We start from the raw sequence: 19098 nt of genomic DNA on the forward strand, positions 1-19098 counted from the left end.
GCGCCCCGCCGCGCGGGCCCGGCCGGGTCAGCCCAGCCCGCCGGCCCGGACCAGGCCGGTCTCGTAGGCCAGGACGACCACCTGGACCCGGTCGCGCAGCCCGAGCTTGGTCAGGATGCGGCCCACGTGGGTCTTCACGGTCGCCTCGGAGAGCACCAGACGGGCCGCGATCTCCCCGTTCGACAGGCCCTGCGCGACGAGGATCATGACCTCGCGCTCCCGGTCGGTGAGCCGTTCGAGCCCCTTGTGCCGGGGCTCCCGGCCCGCGTTCGGCAGCATCGGCGCGAACCGGTCGAGCAGCCGCCGCGTGGTGGACGGCGCGACCACGGCGTCCCCGCTGTGCACGGAGCGGATGGCGGCGAGCAGCTCGCCGGGCGGCACGTCCTTGAGCATGAATCCGGAGGCACCCGCCTTCAGCCCGGAGAACGCGTACTCGTCGAGGTCGAAGGTGGTGAGGATGAGCACCTTCGGCGGATGGGGGTCCGCGCAGATGCGGCGGGTGGTCTCCACGCCGTCGAGCTTCGGCATCCGGACGTCCATCAGCACCACGTCCACCGCCGTCGCCGCCAGCACCTGGAGCGCCTCGACGCCGTCGCCCGCCTCGGCCACGACCTCCATGTCCGGCTGGGCGGCGAGCACCATCCGGAATCCGGTGCGCAGCAGCACCTGGTCGTCGACGAGCATCACGCGGATCGCCATCGGGGTCCTTTCCCTTCGTACGGATCACCGTACGGATCGGCCTGCGGGGCAGGCGTGTGACAGGTGTCAGTGGGCCGGCTTGAGCGGCAGCAGGGCGCTGATGCGGAAGCCTCCACCCGGGCGCGGGCCCGCGTCCAGGGTGCCGCCGACCATGCCGACGCGTTCCCGCATGCCGATCAGGCCGTGCCCCTGGCCGTCGGCGCCGCCCTCCTCGTACAGCTCGTGGGGCGCGCCCTTGCCGTCGTCCTCGACGAGCAAGCCGAGCCCGTCGTCGAAGTAGACCAGCCGGACGCTGGCCCCCGCGTTCGGCCCCCCGTGCTTGCGGGTGTTGGTGAGCGCCTCCTGCACGATGCGGTACGCGGTCAGCTCCACGCCGCTGGGCAGCGGGCGCGGGGTGCCCTCCACCTTGAAGTCGACGGGGAGGCCGGAGGCACGGCACTGCTCGATCAGTTCGTCGAGCTGCTCGACGTCGGGCTGCGGCACGTACTCGCCGCTTTCCTGGTGCTCGCCGGTGCGCAGCACGCCGAGCAGCCGGCGCATCTCGGCGAGGGCCTGCCGGCCGGTGCCGGAGATGGTCTCCAGCGCCTTCCTCGCCTGGTCCGGAGCGGCGTCCATGACGTACGCGGCGCCGTCGGCCTGGACGACCATCACCGAGACGTTGTGCGCGACGACGTCGTGCAGCTCGCGGGCGATCCGGGCCCGCTCGGCGGCGACGGCCACCTTGGCCTGCGCCTCACGCTCCTTCTCCAGCCGGGCGGCGCGCTCCTCCAGCTGGGCGAGGTAGGCGCGGCGGGTCCGGATCGAGTCGCCGAGCACCCAGGCGAGCGCGAACGGAACGGTCTGGAAGACCGCTATCAGGACACCGCCGAGCGCGCCCGCCTCGTCCGCCGGCCAGCGCAGCTGGGCGAGCGTGCCCGCGCACAGCCCGCCGGCCAGCGCGAACCGGGAGGCCCAGCGCGCCCCGTCGGCGGCCACCGTGTAGATGATCACGAGCAGCGCGAAGTCGGCCGTCATGACCTCGACGTCGACGACGAGCTGGACGAAGCCCATGGCCGCGGCGAGGACGAGCATCCTCTCCGGCATACGGCGGCGCAGCGCGACGGCCACGCACAGGAAGAACGCGATGGGCAGCGACTCGGCGACCGACCCGTGGTGGCCGGCGCCGTCCACACTGACGATGTTCACGCCGGTGATCCCGAGCAGGGCGACGGCCCAGAAGCTGTCGACCCACGTCGGGTGCCGGCGGAGAAAATCGTAGAGGCGCTGCACGTGACCCAGCGTAGGGAAGCGTGCCGTGTGCAGGGGTCAACCGGAGGGCCGATCCGGGACCGTCCCTCGTACTCCCCAAGGTGGAGGCCCCGCTTAGTGTGGCCCGGTGACGGCGACGAGAGGCCCGGCCGCGGCCGGACGGTGGCGCGGGTGGCGCGAGGCGACGGAGGAGGCGCTGTACGGGCCCTCCGGCTTCTACCGCAGGCCGGAGGGGCCCGCGGGGCACTTCCGCACCTCGGTGCACGCCTCCCCCCGCTTCGCGTCGGCCGTCGCCCGGCTGCTGTGCCGGGTCGACGCGACGCTCGGCGGGCCGGACGAGCTCGCCTTCGTGGACATGGCGGCGGGCCGCGGCGAGCTGGTGAGCGGGGTGCTCGCCGCCCTCCCCGCCGACGTGGCCGCCCGGGTGCGGGCGTACGCGGTCGAGCGCGCCGGCCGCCCCGCCGGGCTCGACCGCCGCGTCACCTGGCTCGCCGAACCGCCCCGCGCGGTCACCGGGCTGCTGTTCGCCAACGAGTGGCTGGACAACGTGCCCGTGGACGTCGCGGAGGTGGACGCGGCCGGGCGGGCCCGGCTCGTCCTCGTGGACGACGACGGCTCCGAACGCCTCGGGGACCCCGTCGGCGGCGCGGACGCGCGGTGGCTGCGCACGTGGTGGTGGCCGTCGCCCGGCGCCGTCCCCGCGGGGGCGCGGGCCGAGATCGGCCGGCCCCGCGACCTCGCCTGGGCCGGTGCCGTGGACTCGCTCGCGCGGGGGCTCGCCGTCGCCGTCGACTACGCCCACCGCGCCGGGGAGCGGCCGCCCTGCGGAACCCTCACCGGGTTCCGCGACGGCCGGGAGACCCGGCCGGTCCCGGACGGCTCCTGCGACGTCACCGCGCACGTGGCGCTCGACGCGTGCGCGGGCGCCGGGAGCCGGCTGACGACGCAGCGGGCGGCGCTGCGCGCGCTCGGCGTGAGCGGTTCGCGCCCCCCGCTCTCGCTCGCCTCGGCCGACCCCGCCGGCTACGTCCGCGCCCTCGCGGGCGCGGGCGCGGCGGCCGAACTCACCGCGCCGGGCGGGCTCGGCGGCTTCGGCTGGCTGATCCAGCCCGTCGCGCTCCCGGCCCCGCCGGCCGGCGCCCCGGCACCGGACGACCCGTTCGGGCCGCTACTTGTCGATGTCGCCGACGACGAAGAACAGTGACCCGAGGATCGCGACCATGTCGGCCACCAGCGTCCCCGGCAGCAGCTCGGCGAGCGCCTGGATGTTGTTGTACGAGGCGGACCGCAGCTTCAGCCGGTACGGGGTCTTCTCGCCCTTGCTGACGAGGTAGTAGCCGTTGATGCCGAGCGGGTTCTCGGTCCACGCGTAGGTGTGGCCCTCGGGAGCCTTCAGCACCTTGGGCAGCCGCTGGTTGATCGGCCCGGGCGGCAGCTCGGCGAGCCGGTCCAGGCACGCGTCCGCGAGATCCAGGGAGACGTGCGTCTGCTCCAGGAGGCACTCGAAGCGGGCCAGGCAGTCGCCCTCGCTCCGGGTGACGACCCGCAGGGTGTCCCGGAGGTCGCCGTAGCCGAGGTAGGGCTCGTCGCGGCGCAGGTCGAAGTCGACGCCGGAGGCGCGCGCGATCGGGCCGCTGACCCCGTAGGCGTGCACGGCCTCCGCGGACAGGACGCCGACCCCGCGGGTCCGGCCCCGGAAGATCTCGTTGCCGAGCACCAGGTCGTCGTAGACGTCCATCCGCGAGCGCAGCGCGGCCACGGAGGCACGCGCGCGGCCGGCCCATCCGGCCGGCAGGTCCTCCTTGAGACCGCCGACCCGGTTGAACATGTAGTGCATGCGCCCGCCGGAGATCTCCTCCATGACGTGCTGGAGTTCCTCGCGCTCGGTGAAGGCGTGGAAGATCGGCGTGATCCCGCCCAGCTCCAGCGGGTAGGAGCCCAGGAACATCAGGTGGTTGAGGACGCGGTTGAGTTCCGCGAGCAGCGTGCGGGTCCACACCGCGCGCGCGGGCACCTCCATGCCGAGCATCCGCTCCACGGCGAGCACGACACCCAGCTCGTTCGAGAAGGCGGACAGCCAGTCGTGCCGGTTGGCCAGCATGACGATCTGGCGGTAGTCGCGCGCCTCGAAGAGTTTCTCCGCGCCGCGGTGCATGTAGCCGACGACCGGCTCGGCGTGCTGGATGCGCTCGCCGTCGAGGACCAGCCTCAGCCGCAGCACCCCGTGCGTGGACGGGTGCTGCGGCCCGATGTTGAGCACCATGTCGGTGCTCTCCGCGGCGCCGCCGATTCCGACCATGGTCTCCGTCGTGGGACTCATGGACACAGTCTGTCGTACGTACGCTGGCCCCATGGAGACGGGGAGCACGAGGACAGCGGGGAACGCGGCAGCCGAGCCGGTGTGGAAGGCACTGCCTCCGGGGCTGCTGCGGATGCGACGGCTGCTGCTGGTGGTGTGGCTGGGGCTGCCGACCGTCGTCGCCGGGGTGCTGCTCGGCGTGTTCGCGGGGCCCGGCTGGGCGCTGTGCGCGCTCCTCCCGGCCGCCCTCGCCGCGTGGGGCTGGCGCATGCTCGGCCGCAACTGGCGCTCCTGGCGGTACGCCGAGCGCGCCGACGACCTGCTGATCAGCCGGGGCGTGCTGTGGCGTGAGGAGACGGTGGTGCCCTACGGACGCATGCAGTTGGTCGAGGTGACCTCGGGGCCGGTCGAGCGGCGCTTCCGGCTGGCCGGCGTGCAGCTGCACACGGCGGCGGCGGCCACCGACGCCCGCATCCCCGGGCTCGACCCGGCCGAGGCGGAGCGGCTGCGCGACCGGCTGACCGAACTCGGCGAGGCCCGGTCGGCGGGCCTGTGAGCACGGCCTCCCCGGGCCCCTCGGGCCCACCCGCGCCCGGCCCGCCCGGCTCCCCGGTCACCCCTGCGGACGGCGAGCCGTTCGGCGGCGGGCGCGCGCCGTCCGAGCGGCGACTGCACCCGGTGACCCCGTTCCGGCGGGCCTGGGCGCCCGTCGCGGTGATCGCCGGCTGGGCCGTCCACGACCCCGGCCAGGCCCAGCAGCAGCTCGCCCGGCTCACCACGACCGCACTGCTCCTCGGGCTGGCCGTGATCGTGCCGGGCGCCGCCCTCTACGGCTTCCTCGGCTGGTGGTTCACCCACTTCGCGGTGACGGACACCGAACTGCGCATCCGCACCGGACTGCTGTTCCGCCGGACCGCGCACATCCGGCTGGACCGGCTCCAGGCCGTCGACGTCACGCAGCCCCTGCTGGCCCGGGTCGCCGGCGTCGCCAAGCTGAAGCTCGACGTCGTCGGAGCGGACAAGAAGGACGAACTGGCCTACCTGGGCGAGCGCGAGGCCCGCACGCTGCGGGCCGTGCTGCTGGCCAGGGCCGCCGGGTTCACCCCCGAGGCCGCCCGCGAGGTCGGCGAGGCACCGGTGCGGCGCCTGCTGCACGTGCCGCCCGGCGTCCTCGCCGTCTCGCTGGTGCTGACCGGCGCCACCTGGATCACGCTGGCCGCCGCGGTCGTCGTACCGCTGCTGCTGTGGCTCGCCACGCACAGCGTGTGGACGGTCCTCGCGACCGGCCTGCCGCTGTTCGGCGCGGCGGGCGCGAGCAGCGCGGGCCGCTTCGTCGGCGAGTACGACTGGACGGTGGGCGCGTCGCCGGACGGCCTGCGCATCGACCACGGCCTGCTGGACCGCACGCACGAGACGGTGCCCCCCGGCCGGGTGCAGACCGTGCGGATCGTCGAGCCGCTCCTGTGGCGGCGGCGCGGCTGGGTGCGCGTGGAGCTGGACGTGGCCGGGTCGTCGAACTCCGTCCTCGTGCCGGTCGCCCCGCGCGAGGTGGCCGAGGCCGTGATCGCCGCGGTGCTTCCCGGGGTGACCGTCCCGGCGTCCCTGCACCGGCCGCCGCGGCGGGCCCGCCGGTGCCTGCCGCTGTGGTGGCGCGGCTGCGGACTCGCCGTCACCGGCACGGTCTTCGCCGCGCGCCACGGCCTGCTGCGGCGCAGCCTCGCCCTGGTCCCGCACGCGAAGGTGCAGAGCGTCCGGATGACGCAGGGACCGTGGCAGCGGCTCCACGGGCTCGCCGACGTGCGCGTCGACACCGGCGCCGGCCGGACCGTGACCGCGCGGCTGCGGGACGCCGCGGAGGCGAGGGACCTGCTCCAGGCGCAGGCGGACCGGTCGCGCACCGGCCGGCGGGAGGCCCGGCCGGACCGCTGGATGGCCTGACGGCCGGCTGCCCGCGCCCCACCACGACCACCGTCGGCGAGGCGCTGTGCGACACTCCCGCCGTCCACCCGGAGAACGGGTCGCGCGGAGAGCGGGCGACACGGTGGGCGGGTCGCGCGGAGAGCCGGGCACGCGGTGTCGGGTACACGCTCTCGGCGTGCCGGGCGGAATCCCTCGCACGGGGCGTACCCGGGGGGCTTCCGCCCGGTGCGGCGAGCGGGCGGGCGGGGTGCGTCGCGCGGCAGGCGGGACCCGCAACCCGCCCGGTCACCGGCGGCGGGCGGCGCCCTCGGCGCCTCGCCCTCGGCCTCGTCCGCGGGCGGGCGGGCCGTTCAGGAAGCCGCGCTGCGCAGGCCCGCCACGTCGATCTGCTCGGTCTCGTCGTGCGCGGTCAGGTCGATGACCTGACCGGCCCGCAGCGGGCCGCCGGCCAGCGGCTTGAAGCCGGACTCCGCCTCGGCCTTGTGCAGGGCGAGCGCCTCCTGGCCGACGACGTCGGCGAGATCCTCGTTCTGTACGGCCTCCATCGCCGCGGCGTCGGCGGACCCCTTCTGCGTGCCGAAGAAGTCGAACCCGCCTTCGACGGCGCGCCGGCGGACCGGAGCCGCGGGCGGAACGACGGCCACCGCGGTCGGGACGGTGAAGTGACCGGACCGCCGGGCGGTCTCGGCGGGCCGGACCGGGTGGTGCGCCTGCGCGCCGCGCGGCGGCACCTCGTCCGGCGCGGACGGCGCGGACGCGTCCGCCGGAGCGGCCGGTCGGGCCGGCGAAGGCTTGGCCTCGGCGGTCGCGCGCTGGTGCCCGCCGACCGCCTCGGGCTTCCCCTGCGCCCCACCGTCCTCCGCGTCGGCGCCCGAGGACGGTTCCGGGGCCCCGGCGGGTGCCGGACCGGGCGTCCGCGCCGACCCGTCCGCCGCGGAGCGCTGCGCCCGCTCGCCGGACGTGGCGCGCCGGGCCGCCGCGCTCTTGCGCGCCGCGGCGTCCTTCACCGCCGCGTCGAGCGCAGACCCGGCGCGACCGCCGGACTCCGGGCGCGGGCCGGCGGGCGAGGCGGCCGGCGTCTCGGGTTCCGTGTCGGATTCCGCCCTGGCGTCCGTCCCGGCGTCCGCCGGGGTCGCCGACGCGGTGCCGCTCTCGCCACCGGGCCCGGGGTCGGGGTCCGGGCCGCTGCCCGTCCCGCCGTCGGGCCGCGCCGCGGCGACCGCTGCGGTGCCCTCGGCGTCCGGCGCCGCCGGGCCCGTCGCCGCCGGCTCGTCGCCGTCCGCGGCGACACCGCTCTCGGCCGAGTCGGCCCCGGCGGAGTCCGCCGCACCGGCGTCCCCGGACGACGGTCCGTCACCGGACCCGGTCCCGGCGGCCTCCGGTGCCTCGGCGTCCTCGACGTCCTCGACGTCGGCGTCGGCGTCGGCGTCGGCGTCGGCGTCGGCGTCGGCGTCGGCGTCATCCTCCGCCGCGTCGGTGGCCTCCTCCGCCGCCGCGTCCCCCGCGGCTTCCGTCACGTCGTCCTCGGGGACGCGGTCCGCGTCCGGTCCGTCCCCGGAGTCACCCTCGTCGCCGTCCGCGACCGCGCCGCCGCGGCCGTCGGCCGGGCCCGCGGCGGGCGCGACCCCGAAGAAGCCCGCCGGGTCGACGGGTTCGGCCACCGGGCGTTCCGAGGCGGCCGTCGCGACCGGAGCCGGCACCGCGTCGGGGGCGGCCACCGCGTCCGGAGCGGTCCGCGCGGCCGGGAGGGCACGCGTCGGCACCGATGCCTCGATGGCGAGCCTGCGCCGCCCCTCCAGAGCCGTCGCCCGCTCCGTCTCCGCGGTCGCGTACCGCCGCAGCAGGGCCGCGTGTTCGTTGCGCAGGCCGGCGAGCTCGGTGCGCTTGGCGCGCAGCTTGTGCTCCAGCTTGACCCGCAGCTCGCGCGACTCGTCGAGGTCGGTCTCCAGCTCGGCCACCCGCTCCTCGTGACGCCACTCGTCGCTCGCCCGCGCGCGCGTGAGGTCGGCGACGCGTTTGCCCGCCGCGGTGTCCCAGCGGCGCATGACGACCGCGCCGGCGACCGCCGTCACCGCGGCACCCGCGGCCAGCACACGGAGCACGGCCGGCTCCGTGAACAACCAGGGCCCCACGGCGCAGACGAGCGACACGCCGGCGATCGCCGAAGGAGGCAGCAGCCTGTGCAAGGGCGGGGAATGGCGGTGGCGTCCACGTGGCATGGCCAGAAACTTACCGCGCGTAGGCGAATCGTGGTGGCCCGCACGGTAAAAACACAGCCACCCCGCGGGCATGGCCGCGCAGCGGGAGCCGACAGGGCCCGCCCCTTGTCCCGCAAGGGCCGTCGCGAACCACCGGCCCCGCCCGCCCGCCGGCCGATCCCGTCCGCCGGGGCCGTCGCCCGCACGCGTCGCGGGCAGGGCCGGGCCGGCCCCCGAACGGCGCCGACCGGCCCGGCCGCCGCTCCGGCCACCCGCGCCCCGTACCCCGCGCCCGGCAGGACGTCACCCCCGCAGGACGTCACCCGGCGCCAAGCGCCGCGCGTCGCAGGGGCGTCGGGCGCGGCGGAGCGACGGCAGGCCCGGGCCCGGCGCGGGGCGTCGGGCCCCGACGGCGGACCGTGCCGGCTCAGTGGTCGCCGAGCCGTCCGCTCATCCACTGGAGCGCCGCGGGGATCTCGCGCCGCCAGGTGTTGAAGTTGTGTCCGCCGCTGTCGAGGACGATCGACGAGATCCGCGTCCGCCCGGTCGCCTTCGCGAGGTCGATGAAGGCGAGCGTGTCGCGGTAGTTGGACTCGCCGATCCTGCTGGTGGTGACGAGCAGTGAGGTGTCGGGCGCGGGACGGTTCTTCAGGTACCAGCGCAGGTCGGCGGCGGCGCGCAGCACCCGGTCACCGTGGAAGAGGTCGCCCGTGGTGCGGTCCAAGGGCGCCTTGTAGTACGCGGAGAGACCCGCCGCCGCCGCGTAGGCACCGGGGTGGTGGACGGCGAGCTTCAGCGCGCAGTACCCGCCCGTCGAGTCGCCGATGACGCCCCAGTTGCCCGCCCGCGTGCCCACCCGGTAGTGCGCGGAGACGGCCTCGGGCAGGTCCTTGGCGAAGAAGGTCTCGGTCCGCGGGCCGCCGGGGACGTCCACGCACTCGGTGTCCCGGGGAGGCGCCACCGTCGGCCGCAGCATGACGAGGATCATCGGCTGGATCCTGCCGGTCCTGGCCAGCCGGCCCGCGGTCTGCGGGTAGTGCAGCCCCTTCACGAGCGCGCCGGCGGTCCCGGGATACCCGGTCAGCACGGTGACCGCCGGGAACGTCCGGGTCCGGTAGCGCGGCTGGAAGTACTCGGGCGGCAGGTAGACGTAGGCGGGGGTGGCGATGCGGGTCGTGCGGCCGACGATGTCGATCCGCTGGATCTGCCCGCCGGTCCACGGCCGGGAACCGCCCGAGACGCTCACCCGCCGGGTGTCGACCACCCGGAGGGGGCCGCCCCCCGCGGCGCCCGCCGGGTCGTGGTCGACGACCACGCCCTCGCCGCGCTCCCGGCCGAACAGGTCGGCCCAGCTCGCGTAGAACCCGAACGCCTGGTTGGTGCCCAGCCCGACGCACGCGAACAGCGCCAGCTGGGTGGCGAGCAGCAGGCCCACCCGCCCGCCGACGGACCGCCAGCCGGACCGCGCCAGCCGCGGCCAGCACGCCACCGTGCCCGCGAACAGCAGCACGGCGAGCAGGACCGCCAGTACCAGCACCTTGTTGCTCGTGAGACCCATGGGCTGCTCCGCCGCGCTTTCCGCCCCGGGAGCCCCGCCTTCGCGAGTCCTTGCCCGGGACTTTCCTTGCCTTTTGAACCGGCTTTCCGGGGACGAGTGAACCTGTGTCCCCACGACACCGTCCTAGAGGGCGCAATGTCGCCGGATGCCGGAATGGCACCGGATTCAAGGTCTCTCGCAGAACTACGGGATGCGATGTCTGTCAGGATAGATGGGGAAATGTCGGGTGGGGTTCCGGACCGGACCGGCCGGACGCGGCGCATACTGCGCGGTCCGAGCCCCGAGGCCGTCCCCGCCCTGATCGCCAGGGCCTGCACGCTCGTCGGCCTCCTGGACATCGCCGCGGGCGTCTTCCCGCGCTTCCGTCACAGCCGTATGCACGCCCTCGCCGAGGTGCTGCCCGGCTCCTTCGGCCCGTTCGCCGCCGCCCTCTCGCTGAGCGCCGGCGTGCTCCTGCTGCTCCTCGCCCACGGGCTGCGGCGCCGCAAGCGCCGGGCGTGGCGCGCCGCCGTGGTGCTGCTCCCGGTGGGCGCCATCGCCCAGTTCTCGTACCGCCACTCGCTGATCGGCGTGGTCATCTCCGTCGCGCTGCTCGCACCCCTGCTGCGGCACCGCGACGAGTTCGCGGCCCTGCCCGATCCGCGCAGCCGCTGGCGCGCGCTCGCCAACTTCGTCCTCATGGGCGCCGGTTCCCTCGTCCTCGGACTCCTCATCGTCAGCGTTCACGAGAACCGCATGATCGGCGACCCGAGCCTGGCCGACCGGATCACCCACGTGCTGTACGGCCTGGCCGGCTTCGAGGGCCCGGTCGACTACGCGGGGCCCACCTCCTGGACCGTGGCCTTCTCCCTCGGCGCCCTCGGCTGGCTGACCGCCGTCACCACCGTCTACCTGGCGTTCCGCCCCGAACACCCCGCCGCCCGCCTCACCGAGGACGACGAGGTCAGGCTCCGCGCCCTGCTGGAGCGGCACGGCGGCCGGGACTCCCTCGGCCACTTCGCCCTCCGCCGCGACAAGGCGGTCGTCTTCTCGCCCAGCGGGAAGGCGGCCGTGACCTACCGGGTGGTCTCCGGGGTGATGCTCGCCAGCGGCGACCCGATCGGCGACGTCGAGGCATGGCCCGGCGCCATCGAGCGCTTCATGGACGAGGCCCGGGCCCACTCCTGGACCCCCGCCGTCATGGGCTGCTCCGAGACGGGCGGCGAGGTGTGGACCCGCGAGACCGGGCTGGACGCCCTCGAACTGGGCGACGAGGCGGTGGTGGACGTCGCGGATTTCTCCCTGTCCGGGCGCGCCATGCGCAACGTGCGCCAGATGGTGAAACGCATCGAGCGGGCCGGTTACGCGACCCGGGTGCGGCGCGTCCGTGACCTCGGCGAGGGCGAACTGGACCGGATACGGCGGGCGGCCGAGGACTGGCGGGGCACCGACACCGAGCGCGGATTCTCCATGGCGCTCGGCCGGATCGGCGACCCCTCCGACGGGGACTGCCTCATCGCCACCGCCCACAAGGCCGACGATCTGCCCGGCACGTACGGCGATCTCCGGGCCGTCCTGCACTTCGTCCCCTGGGGCACCGACGGCGTCTCCCTCGACCTCATGCGCCGCGACCGCGCGGCCGACCCCGGCATGAACGAGCTGCTCATCGTGGCCGCGCTCCAGGCCGCCCCCCGGCTCGGCATCGCCCGGGTCTCCCTCAACTTCGCGATGTTCCGCTCGGCGCTCGCCCGCGGCGAGAAGATCGGCGCCGGGCCCGTGCTGCGCGCCTGGCGCGGCCTGCTCGTGTTCCTGTCCCGCTGGTTCCAGATCGAGTCGCTGTACAAGTTCAACGCCAAGTTCCGCCCCCGCTGGGAGCCGCGCTTCGTCGTCTACGCCTCCTCCCGGGACCTCCCCCGCATCGGCCTCGCCGCCCTCCAGGCCGAGGGCTTCGTGACCCTCGCCCTGCCCCGCCTGCTGCGCCGCCGCGCCCGCTCCCCGCGCCCCTGCCCGCACGGGGTGGCCGAGCGGGGCGTCCGGGCCGCCTGATCCGGCGGCCCCCGGGACCCGCGAGCCGCACCGCGGGACGCGGGCGGGGCGGGCGGCTCCGGCGGGGCCGGGCCCGTCCGCGCCGGCGGGTCCGCCCCCCGGCCCCGGCGGGCAGGCGCGCCGTGCCGGCAGCCGCCGGGCCCGTGCTCCGGGCGGAGGACGCGACGGCACGGAGGGGACCTAGGCTGGGCGTATGAGCATTGAGCGCGGGCGCGGCCGAGTCGCGGGACTGCCGACGTGGGACCGCTGCGCGGTCATGGGGGTCGTGAACGTCACCCCGGACTCGTTCTCCGACGGCGGCCACTGGTTCAACACGGCGGCGGCCGTCAAGCACGGCCTCACCCTGGTCGCCGAGGGCGCGGACCTGGTGGACGTGGGCGGCGAGTCCACCCGTCCCGGCGCCACCCGCGTCGACGAGACGGAGGAGCTCAAGCGGGTCATCCCCGTCGTCCGCGGGCTCGCCGCCGAGGGCGTCACCGTCTCCGTGGACACCATGCGCGCCTCCGTCGCCGAGCAGTCCCTGGCGGCCGGGGCGGCCCTCGTCAACGACGTGAGCGGCGGCCTCGCCGACCCGGCGATGATCCCGGCCGTCGCCGCCGCGGGCGCCCCCTTCGTCGTCATGCACTGGCGCGGCTTCCTGGCGGGCGGGAACGTCCGGGGCGTGTACGCGGACGTCGTCCGCGAGGTCGTCGACGAGCTGCACGCACGCGTGGAGGCCGCGATCGACGCCGGTATCGCCGCCGACCGGATCGTCGTCGACCCCGGCCTCGGCTTCTCCAAGGACCCCGCGCACGACCTCGCGCTCCTCGCCCACCTGGACCGCCTGCGCGGCCTGGGGCACCCCCTGCTGGTCGCCGCCTCCCGCAAGCGCTTCCTGGGCCACGTCCTCGCCGGCGCCGAGGGCGCGCCGCCGCCCGCCCGGGAACGGGACGCCGCCACCGCCGCCGTCTCCGCGATAGCGGCCCAGCACGGCGCCTGGGCGGTCCGCGTCCACGAGGTCAGGGCCACCGCCGACGCGGTGCGGGTCGCCCGCGCCGTCGAGGGCGCCCGCACCGGCGGGCCCTCCGGCACCGCCGGCCGTCCCGCCGCCGAGGGAGCCCGGTGAGCACACCGCAGACCGACGTCGAGCAGGTCGAACACGCCAACACCGCCTTCTACGAGGCACTGGAGCGCGGCGACTTCGAGGAACTCTCCGGCCTGTGGCTGGCTCCCCCCGACACCACCGACGACGACGTCGAGGGCGGCGAAGGGGCCGTGGTGTCCTGCGTCCACCCCGGCTGGCCGGTCCTCAACGGCCGCGGCGAGGTGCTCCGCTCGTACGCGCTGATCATGGCGAACACGGAGTACATCCAGTTCTTCCTGACCGACGTCCGCGTCTCGGTCGCCGGCAACACCGCGCTCGTCACCTGCACGGAGAACATCCTCAGCGGCGGGCCGGCCCCCGAGGACGGCGACGAGCTCGGACCGCTCGTGGGCCAGCTGGTCGTCGCCACGAACCTGTTCCGCCGCACCGGCGAGGGCTGGAAACTCTGGTCCCACCACGCCTCGCCCGTCCTGGCCGAATCGGGGGAGGACGACGGGGAGGAGCCCGCCGGCTGACGCCCGGATGCCGCCGGCCGGGTGGCCGGCACCCCCCACAGGGACCAAGAAGTGGTTCGCGTCGCCCGTCGGGGGTAGGGGCGGCTACCAACCCGTGAGCCGCCGCGTTCCCCGGGGGAAACGCCCGGTGAAGCCTCAGCCCTTCGACCGGACGCCCCGCCCCCTCGGGACACGCCGCCGGTGCCCGCAGGTAGATTCGCCCGAGGCCGGTGTGCCGACCGCACGCGGCGCACGACGGCCTTCACCGACGATTGCAGGAGTGATTCGCGTGGATCGTGTCGCGCTGCGCGGCCTCAAGGCCCGCGGGCACCACGGCGTCTTCCGGAGGGAGCGCGAGGAGGGCCAGACCTTCATCGTGGACCTGACGCTCGGCCTGGACGTCCGGCCGGCCGCGGCCGACGACGACCTGGCGAAGACCGTGCACTACGGCATCGTGGCCGAGGAGGTCGTGGCCGTCGTCCAGGGCGAGCCCGTCGACCTCATCGAGACCCTCGCCGAGCGCATCGCCCAGACGTGCCTCAAGCACGAAGGGGTACTGGAGGTGGAGGTGTGCGTCCACAAACCGGACGCCCCGATCACGGTCCCCTTCGACGACGTGACCGTCACCATCACCCGGAGCCGAGTATGACCGCGTCCTTCACCGAGGGTCAGAGCGACCCGACCGTCCAGCCGGTACCCGCCTCCGTCGTGGAGCGCGTGGACGCCGCCGACTCCACGCTGCACAACCCGCGGCGCGCCGTGATCTCCCTCGGCTCGAACCTGGGCAACCGGCTGGAGACCCTCCAGGGCGCCGTCGACGCCCTGGAGGACACCCCCGGGGTCCGGGTCAAGGCCGTCTCCCCCGTCTACGAGACGGAGCCGTGGGGCGTCGATCCCGACAGCCAGCCCTCCTACTTCAACGCGGTCGTGGTCCTCAAGACCACGCTGCCCCCCTCCTCGCTCCTGGAGCGGGCCCACGCGGTCGAGGAAGCCTTCCACCGCGTGCGGGACGAGCGCTGGGGCCCCCGCACGCTCGACGTGGACATCGTCGCCTACGCCGATCTCGTCTCGGACGACCCGGTGCTGACCCTGCCTCACCCGCGCGCCCACGAGCGGGCCTTCGTGCTCGCCCCGTGGCACGACGTCGACCCCGCCGCGCAGCTTCCCGGCCGCGGCACCGTCGCCCAGCTCCTGGGCACGGTCCCGCGCGACGGCGTCGCGCCCCGCGCCGACCTGGAACTCCGACTGCCCGAGTAGTCGTTAAGGTCAGGACGACCACGGGCCGGTCCGGCAGGGCCGGCCCGCACGCGGGCTATCGAAGGGGCATCGTGAAAGAGCTGCGCATCAGGACACTGGCCGGGGTGTTCCTCGTGGCCGGGGTGCTGTCCTGGGCGGGCGCCCGGCTGTGGAACTCGGTGGGCACACTCCCCCGGGTCCCGCTGGCCGCCCCCATCGTGCTCGCGCTGATCGCGATCGTCCTGCTCGCGACGGCCCTGTCCCTGCGCGCCCGCCTCAAGGCACAGCGCGAGCGGCGCCCCGGCGCGAAGGGCGTCGACCCGCTGATGGCGGCGCGCGCGGTCGTCTTCGGCCAGGCGAGCGCCCTGGTCGCCGCCCTGGTGGCGGGGATGTACGGCGGGACCGGCGTCTTCCTGCTGGAGTCCCTGGAGGTCCCCGCCCGCCGCGACCAGGCCATCTACGCCGGGTTCTCCGTGCTGGCCGGCATCGCCGTGATAGCGGCCGGCCTCTTCCTGGAGCGGGTCTGCAAGCTCCCGGAGGACGACGACGAGCAGCACGGCGGGGCGACGCCGGCCGCCTGAGCCGGAGCCGCGTCCGCCCGGCCGTCGGACGGAGGCGGCACCGGGACGGATCAGCGCGCCAGGATCAGACTCATCGCCTCGGCACGCGTCGTGGCGTCGCGCAGCTGGCCCCGGACCGCCGAGGTCGTGGTCTTCGCGCCGGGCTTGCGGATGCCGCGCACCGACATGCACATGTGCTCGGCCTCGATGACGACGATCGCTCCCCGTGCTTCGAGAATGCGCATCAGCGAGTCCGCGACCTGCGTGGTGAGACGTTCCTGCACCTGTGGCCGGCGAGCGAACACGTCGACCAGCCGGGCGAGCTTCGACAGACCGGTGATCTTGCCGCTGGACGCGGGGATGTAGCCCACGTGGGCCACCCCGTGGAAGGGCAGCAGGTGGTGCTCGCAGAAGCTGACGATCTCGATGTCCTTCACCAGGACCATCTCGTCGTGCCCGAGGTCGAAGGTCGTCGTCAGCACGTCCTCCGGCTCCTGGCGGAGCCCGGCGAGCAGCTCCTTGTAGGCCCGCGCCACCCGCCCCGGAGTCTCCCGGAGGCCCTCGCGGTCCGGGTTCTCGCCGACGGCCAGCAGAAGCTCGCGCACGGCGTTCTCGGCACGCTTCTCGTCGAACTCGCCGATCGCGGCCTCGTCCAGCGTCACGGGGTCGGTCATCTGGTCCTCGTTCCTGGGGATCTTCCTGCGCGTGCCGTCGACGCGTCCACACGGTGCGGGCGTACGAAAGAGCCGCGCCCCCCAAGGCTAGAACCTGGGGGGCGCGGCATGCATTCCGGCCCTGGTGGGAGCGCCGGGAGCCGATCGGGTCAGCTCTCGGTGCGGTCCTCCGGGCTGGTCTCCGCGGCCGGCACGGACTCCGTCGCGGTGGCGATGGAGGCCGTCGATCCGTTCGCGCCGTTCGTCAGCGACAGCTCCTTGGGGGAGAGCACCGGCGGACGGGTGGACGGGGTGCGGCGGGAGGAGCCGGTCCACGCGGGGCGGGCCGGGCGCTTCACGATGGGAGCGAAGATCTCGGCGATCTGCTCCTTGCTCAGCGTCTCCTTCTCCAGCAGCTGGAGCACGAGCGCGTCCAGAACGTCGCGGTTCTCGACCAGGATCTCCCAGGCCTCGTTGTGCGCGTTCTCGATGAGCTTCTTGACCTCTTCGTCGACGAGCGCGGCGACCTCTTCCGAGTAGTCGCGCGGGTGCGACATCTCCCGGCCCAGGAAGGGCTCGGTGTTGTCGCCGCCGAACTTGATCGCGCCCAGACGCTCGGTCATGCCGTACTGCGTGACCATCGCGCGAGCGGTGGCCGTGGCCTTCTCGATGTCGTTCGCCGCGCCGGTGGTCGGGTCGTGGAAGACCAGTTCCTCGGCCGCGCGCCCGCCCAGCATGTACGCGAGCTGGTCGAGCATCTCGTTGCGCGTGGTGGAGTACTTGTCCTCGTCCGGCAGGACCATCGTGTAGCCGAGGGCACGGCCGCGCGACAGGATCGTGATCTTGTGGACCGGGTCGGAGTTCGGGGACGCCGCCGCGACCAGGGCGTGACCGCCCTCGTGATAGGCGGTGATCTTCTTCTCCTTGTCCGACATGATCCGGGTCCGCTTCTGCGGGCCCGCGACCACACGGTCGATCGCCTCGTCCAGCATGCCGTTGTCGATCAGCTTCTGGTTGCTGCGCGCGGTGAGCAGCGCGGCCTCGTTCAGCACGTTCGACAGGTCGGCGCCGGTGAAGCCCGGCGTCCGGCGCGCCACGGCGGACAGGTCGACGTCCGGAGCGACCGGCTTGCCCTTCTGGTGGACCTTGAGGATCTCCAGACGGCCCTGCATGTCCGGGCGGTCGACCGCGATCTGGCGGTCGAAGCGGCCGGGGCGCAGGAGGGCCGGGTCGAGGATGTCGGGCCGGTTCGTGGCGGCGATCAGGATGACGCCGCCCTTCACGTCGAAGCCGTCCATCTCGACGAGCAGCTGGTTGAGGGTCTGCTCGCGCTCGTCGTGGCCGCCGCCGAGGCCGGCGCCGCGGTGGCGTCCGACCGCGTCGATCTCGTCGACGAAGACGATCGCCGGGGCGTTCGCCTTGGCCTGCTCGAAGAGGTCGCGGACACGGGAGGCACCGACACCGACGAACATCTCGACGAAGTCGGAACCGGAGATCGAGTAGAAGGGCACGCCCGCCTCGCCCGCCACGGCACGCGCGAGCAGGGTCTTGCCGGTACCGGGAGGCCCGTAGAGCAGGACGCCCTTGGGGATCTTGGCGCCGACGGCCTGGAACTTGGCCGGCTCCTGGAGGAACTCCTTGATCTCGTGGAGTTCCTCGACGGCCTCGTCCGAGCCGGCGACGTCCGCGAACGTCGTCTTCGGGGTGTCCTTGGTGATGAGCTTCGCCTTGGACTTCCCGAAGTTCATGACCCGGGAGCCGCCGCCCTGCATCTGGTTCATCAGGAACAGGAAGACGACGACGATGAGAACGAAGGGCAGCAGGGACAGCAGGATGCCCAGGAACGGGTTCTGCTTGGACGGCGACACCGTGTAGCCGTCCGGGATCTGCTTGTTCTCGTACTTGTTCTGGAGTGTGTTGGCCAGGGACACGCCCTGGTCGCCGATGTAACTCGACTGGATCTTCGAGCTGCCCTCAACCTTCTCGCCGTCCTTCAGCGAGACCTTGATGACCTGCTCGTCGCCGGTGGTGATCTTTGCCGACTCGACCTTGTTCTGGTTGATCGCCTGGACGACCTGGCCTGTGTCCACCGTCTTGTAGCCGCCGGACGAACTGACGACCTGCATCAACACGACCACGGCAAGGACGGCCAGCACGATCCACATGACCGGCCCACGGAAGTATCGCTTCACGTCCATCCATACGGAGCGGTGCCGCCCCGTCCCTCCTGCCATAGTGAGTTTGATAAAGACTGTTCTTCGGACGGTACCCCAGCATTGTCACCCGAAGCCGCAGGGGACTGCCGGTAATCCGGTCCACGCCTGCTCCAACGGCGCTGAACCCGCTGGGGTTCCCGAACGTCTCCACGGGGACGGGCCCGTCCCCGTGGAGAGGGTCGTCAGCCGCCGTAGACGTGCGGCGCGAGCGTACCGACGAACGGGAGGTTGCGGTACTTCTCGGCGTAGTCCAGGCCGTACCCGACGACGAACTCGTTCGGGATGTCGAAGCCGACCCACTCCACGTCGATCGCGACCTTCGCCGCGTCCGGCTTGCGCAGCAGCGTGCACACCTTCAGCGAGGCGGGCTCGCGCGAGCCGAGGTTGGACAGCAGCCAGGACAGGGTCAGCCCCGAGTCGATGATGTCCTCGACGATCAGGACGTGCTTGCCCTTGATGTCGGTGTCGAGGTCCTTGAGGATCCGCACCACGCCGGAGGACTGGGTGCCCGCGCCGTACGACGACACGGCCATCCAGTCCATGGTGACGGGGGTGGACAGCGCACGCGCGAGGTCCGCCATGACCATCACGGCGCCCTTGAGCACGCCGACGATCAGCAGGTCCTTGCCCGCGTACTCCGCGTCGATCTTCGCGGCCAGCTCGGCCAGCTTCGCGTCGATCTCTTCCTTGGTGATGAGCACCGACTTGAGGTCGGTGCCCATGTCTTTCGCGTCCACCCGTATCACTTTCGGTCGTCCGGTCCCACTTGTCTGGGCTCGCGGGGCCGGGGGGGCCCGCCCCCCCCGGCCCCCGGGGGGGGCCGGGGGACCCCGGGGGGGGCGGCCGCGGGGGGGCGGGGTTTGACCGTTGCGCATAACCACGCTGGCCCCCCGGGGCCCGGCGACCCC

General features: G+C 74.1%; 17 protein-coding genes. 9 read left to right on the plus strand and 8 right to left on the minus strand.

The window, feature by feature from the left end; translation table 11 throughout:
* Positions 1-27: 27 nt before the first annotated feature.
* Together ACGFS9_RS31715 and ACGFS9_RS31720 are read right to left on the minus strand one after the other, a co-directional pair.
* Entirely contained in the window at positions 28-699 is a 672-nt protein-coding gene (locus ACGFS9_RS31715; RefSeq protein WP_393258193.1) for a response regulator, read from the minus strand.
* A 66-nt stretch (positions 700-765) separates the two neighbouring features.
* The gene (locus ACGFS9_RS31720) at positions 766-1968 is read right to left on the minus strand and encodes a sensor histidine kinase (RefSeq protein ID WP_393258196.1); all 1203 of its coding nucleotides are present in this window, start codon (positions 1966-1968) and stop codon (positions 766-768) included.
* Between the two features lie 106 nt (positions 1969-2074).
* Here ACGFS9_RS31720 and ACGFS9_RS31725 point away from each other — a divergent pair, with 106 nt between their 5' ends.
* Positions 2075-3151 carry an SAM-dependent methyltransferase gene (locus tag ACGFS9_RS31725; protein ID WP_393258199.1) on the plus strand — a complete coding sequence of 359 codons (1077 nt, stop codon included), beginning with the start codon at positions 2075-2077 and terminating at the stop codon, positions 3149-3151.
* On the opposite strand, the gene ACGFS9_RS31730 is transcribed toward ACGFS9_RS31725, so the two are convergent.
* On the minus strand, positions 3116-4267 hold the full coding sequence (locus ACGFS9_RS31730; protein WP_393258202.1) for an NADH-quinone oxidoreductase subunit D: 1152 nt from the start codon (positions 4265-4267) through the stop codon (positions 3116-3118). The genes ACGFS9_RS31725 and ACGFS9_RS31730 overlap by 36 nt on opposite strands.
* A gap of 31 nt (positions 4268-4298) precedes the next feature.
* Here ACGFS9_RS31730 and ACGFS9_RS31735 point away from each other — a divergent pair, with 31 nt between their 5' ends.
* Together ACGFS9_RS31735 and ACGFS9_RS31740 are read left to right on the plus strand one after the other, a co-directional pair.
* Positions 4299-4802 (plus strand): PH domain-containing protein, encoded by a 504-nt coding sequence (locus ACGFS9_RS31735; protein WP_393258204.1) that lies wholly within the window; start codon positions 4299-4301, stop codon positions 4800-4802.
* Positions 4803-4915: 113 nt separating this feature from the next.
* Positions 4916-6184, plus strand: coding sequence for a PH domain-containing protein (locus tag ACGFS9_RS31740; protein WP_393258232.1), 1269 nt, complete (start codon positions 4916-4918; stop codon positions 6182-6184).
* A 332-nt stretch (positions 6185-6516) separates the two neighbouring features.
* Here the strand turns inward: ACGFS9_RS31740 and ACGFS9_RS31745 are convergent, their stop codons facing one another.
* Both ACGFS9_RS31745 and ACGFS9_RS31750 read right to left on the minus strand, forming a co-directional pair.
* Positions 6517-8268: a hypothetical protein gene (locus ACGFS9_RS31745; RefSeq protein ID WP_393258206.1), complete on the minus strand. Its 1752-nt coding sequence runs from the start codon at positions 8266-8268 to the stop codon at positions 6517-6519.
* 523 nt (positions 8269-8791) lie between these two features.
* The gene (locus ACGFS9_RS31750; RefSeq protein WP_393258209.1) at positions 8792-9922 is read right to left on the minus strand and encodes an alpha/beta hydrolase; all 1131 of its coding nucleotides are present in this window, start codon (positions 9920-9922) and stop codon (positions 8792-8794) included.
* Between the two features lie 219 nt (positions 9923-10141).
* Here ACGFS9_RS31750 and ACGFS9_RS31755 point away from each other — a divergent pair, with 219 nt between their 5' ends.
* The 6 genes from ACGFS9_RS31755 to ACGFS9_RS31780 all read left to right on the plus strand — a co-directional run bounded on the left by ACGFS9_RS31755 (position 10142) and on the right by ACGFS9_RS31780 (position 15342).
* The gene (locus tag ACGFS9_RS31755; RefSeq protein WP_393258211.1) at positions 10142-11947 is read left to right on the plus strand and encodes a phosphatidylglycerol lysyltransferase domain-containing protein; all 1806 of its coding nucleotides are present in this window, start codon (positions 10142-10144) and stop codon (positions 11945-11947) included.
* Between the two features lie 193 nt (positions 11948-12140).
* Entirely contained in the window at positions 12141-13052 is a 912-nt protein-coding gene (folP, locus tag ACGFS9_RS31760; RefSeq protein WP_393258214.1) for a dihydropteroate synthase, read from the plus strand.
* Positions 13049-13546 (plus strand): nuclear transport factor 2 family protein, encoded by a 498-nt coding sequence (locus ACGFS9_RS31765; protein ID WP_393258215.1) that lies wholly within the window; start codon positions 13049-13051, stop codon positions 13544-13546. The genes folP and ACGFS9_RS31765 overlap by 4 nt, the downstream gene beginning before the upstream one ends.
* Before the next feature lie 268 nt (positions 13547-13814).
* The gene (gene folB, locus ACGFS9_RS31770) at positions 13815-14174 is read left to right on the plus strand and encodes a dihydroneopterin aldolase (RefSeq protein ID WP_393258218.1); all 360 of its coding nucleotides are present in this window, start codon (positions 13815-13817) and stop codon (positions 14172-14174) included.
* Complete coding sequence (gene folK / locus ACGFS9_RS31775) at positions 14171-14782, plus strand: 2-amino-4-hydroxy-6-hydroxymethyldihydropteridine diphosphokinase (RefSeq protein ID WP_393258220.1); 612 nt, start codon at positions 14171-14173, stop codon at positions 14780-14782. Before folB ends, folK begins: the two co-directional genes overlap by 4 nt.
* A 71-nt stretch (positions 14783-14853) precedes the next feature.
* Positions 14854-15342, plus strand: a complete 489-nt coding sequence (locus ACGFS9_RS31780) for a DUF3180 domain-containing protein (RefSeq protein WP_393258222.1) — start codon at positions 14854-14856, stop codon at positions 15340-15342.
* A 50-nt stretch (positions 15343-15392) separates the two neighbouring features.
* On the opposite strand, the gene folE is transcribed toward ACGFS9_RS31780, so the two are convergent.
* From folE to hpt, 3 genes are all read right to left on the minus strand, one after another.
* A complete protein-coding gene (folE, locus tag ACGFS9_RS31785) occupies positions 15393-15995 on the minus strand; it encodes a GTP cyclohydrolase I FolE (RefSeq protein WP_393258225.1) in 603 nt (200 codons plus the stop codon).
* A 149-nt stretch (positions 15996-16144) separates the two neighbouring features.
* Complete coding sequence (ftsH, locus tag ACGFS9_RS31790; RefSeq protein WP_393258235.1) at positions 16145-18172, minus strand: ATP-dependent zinc metalloprotease FtsH; 2028 nt, start codon at positions 18170-18172, stop codon at positions 16145-16147.
* A gap of 200 nt (positions 18173-18372) precedes the next feature.
* Entirely contained in the window at positions 18373-18912 is a 540-nt protein-coding gene (hpt, locus tag ACGFS9_RS31795) for a hypoxanthine phosphoribosyltransferase (protein ID WP_393258238.1), read from the minus strand.
* Positions 18913-19098: the final 186 nt, after the last annotated feature.

The organism is Streptomyces sp. NPDC048566 (genome assembly GCF_043199735.1).
In the GTDB taxonomy this organism is placed as follows: Bacteria; Actinomycetota; Actinomycetes; order Streptomycetales; family Streptomycetaceae; genus Streptomyces.

Coding starts and splice junctions, on each gene's coding strand:
- ACGFS9_RS31715 (WP_393258193.1), bottom strand. CDS start 699: ATGGCGATCCGCGTGATGCTCGTCGACGACCAGGTGCTGCTGCGCACC.
- ACGFS9_RS31730 (WP_393258202.1), bottom strand. CDS start 4,267: ATGAGTCCCACGACGGAGACCATGGTCGGAATCGGCGGCGCCGCGGAG.
- ACGFS9_RS31735 (WP_393258204.1), top strand. CDS start 4,299: ATGGAGACGGGGAGCACGAGGACAGCGGGGAACGCGGCAGCCGAGCCG.
- ACGFS9_RS31750 (WP_393258209.1), bottom strand. CDS start 9,922: ATGGGTCTCACGAGCAACAAGGTGCTGGTACTGGCGGTCCTGCTCGCC.
- ACGFS9_RS31755 (WP_393258211.1), top strand. CDS start 10,142: ATGTCGGGTGGGGTTCCGGACCGGACCGGCCGGACGCGGCGCATACTG.
- folP (WP_393258214.1), top strand. CDS start 12,141: ATGAGCATTGAGCGCGGGCGCGGCCGAGTCGCGGGACTGCCGACGTGG.
- folK (WP_393258220.1), top strand. CDS start 14,171: ATGACCGCGTCCTTCACCGAGGGTCAGAGCGACCCGACCGTCCAGCCG.
- folE (WP_393258225.1), bottom strand. CDS start 15,995: ATGACCGACCCCGTGACGCTGGACGAGGCCGCGATCGGCGAGTTCGAC.
- ftsH (WP_393258235.1), bottom strand. CDS start 18,172: ATGGACGTGAAGCGATACTTCCGTGGGCCGGTCATGTGGATCGTGCTG.
- hpt (WP_393258238.1), bottom strand. CDS start 18,912: ATGGGCACCGACCTCAAGTCGGTGCTCATCACCAAGGAAGAGATCGAC.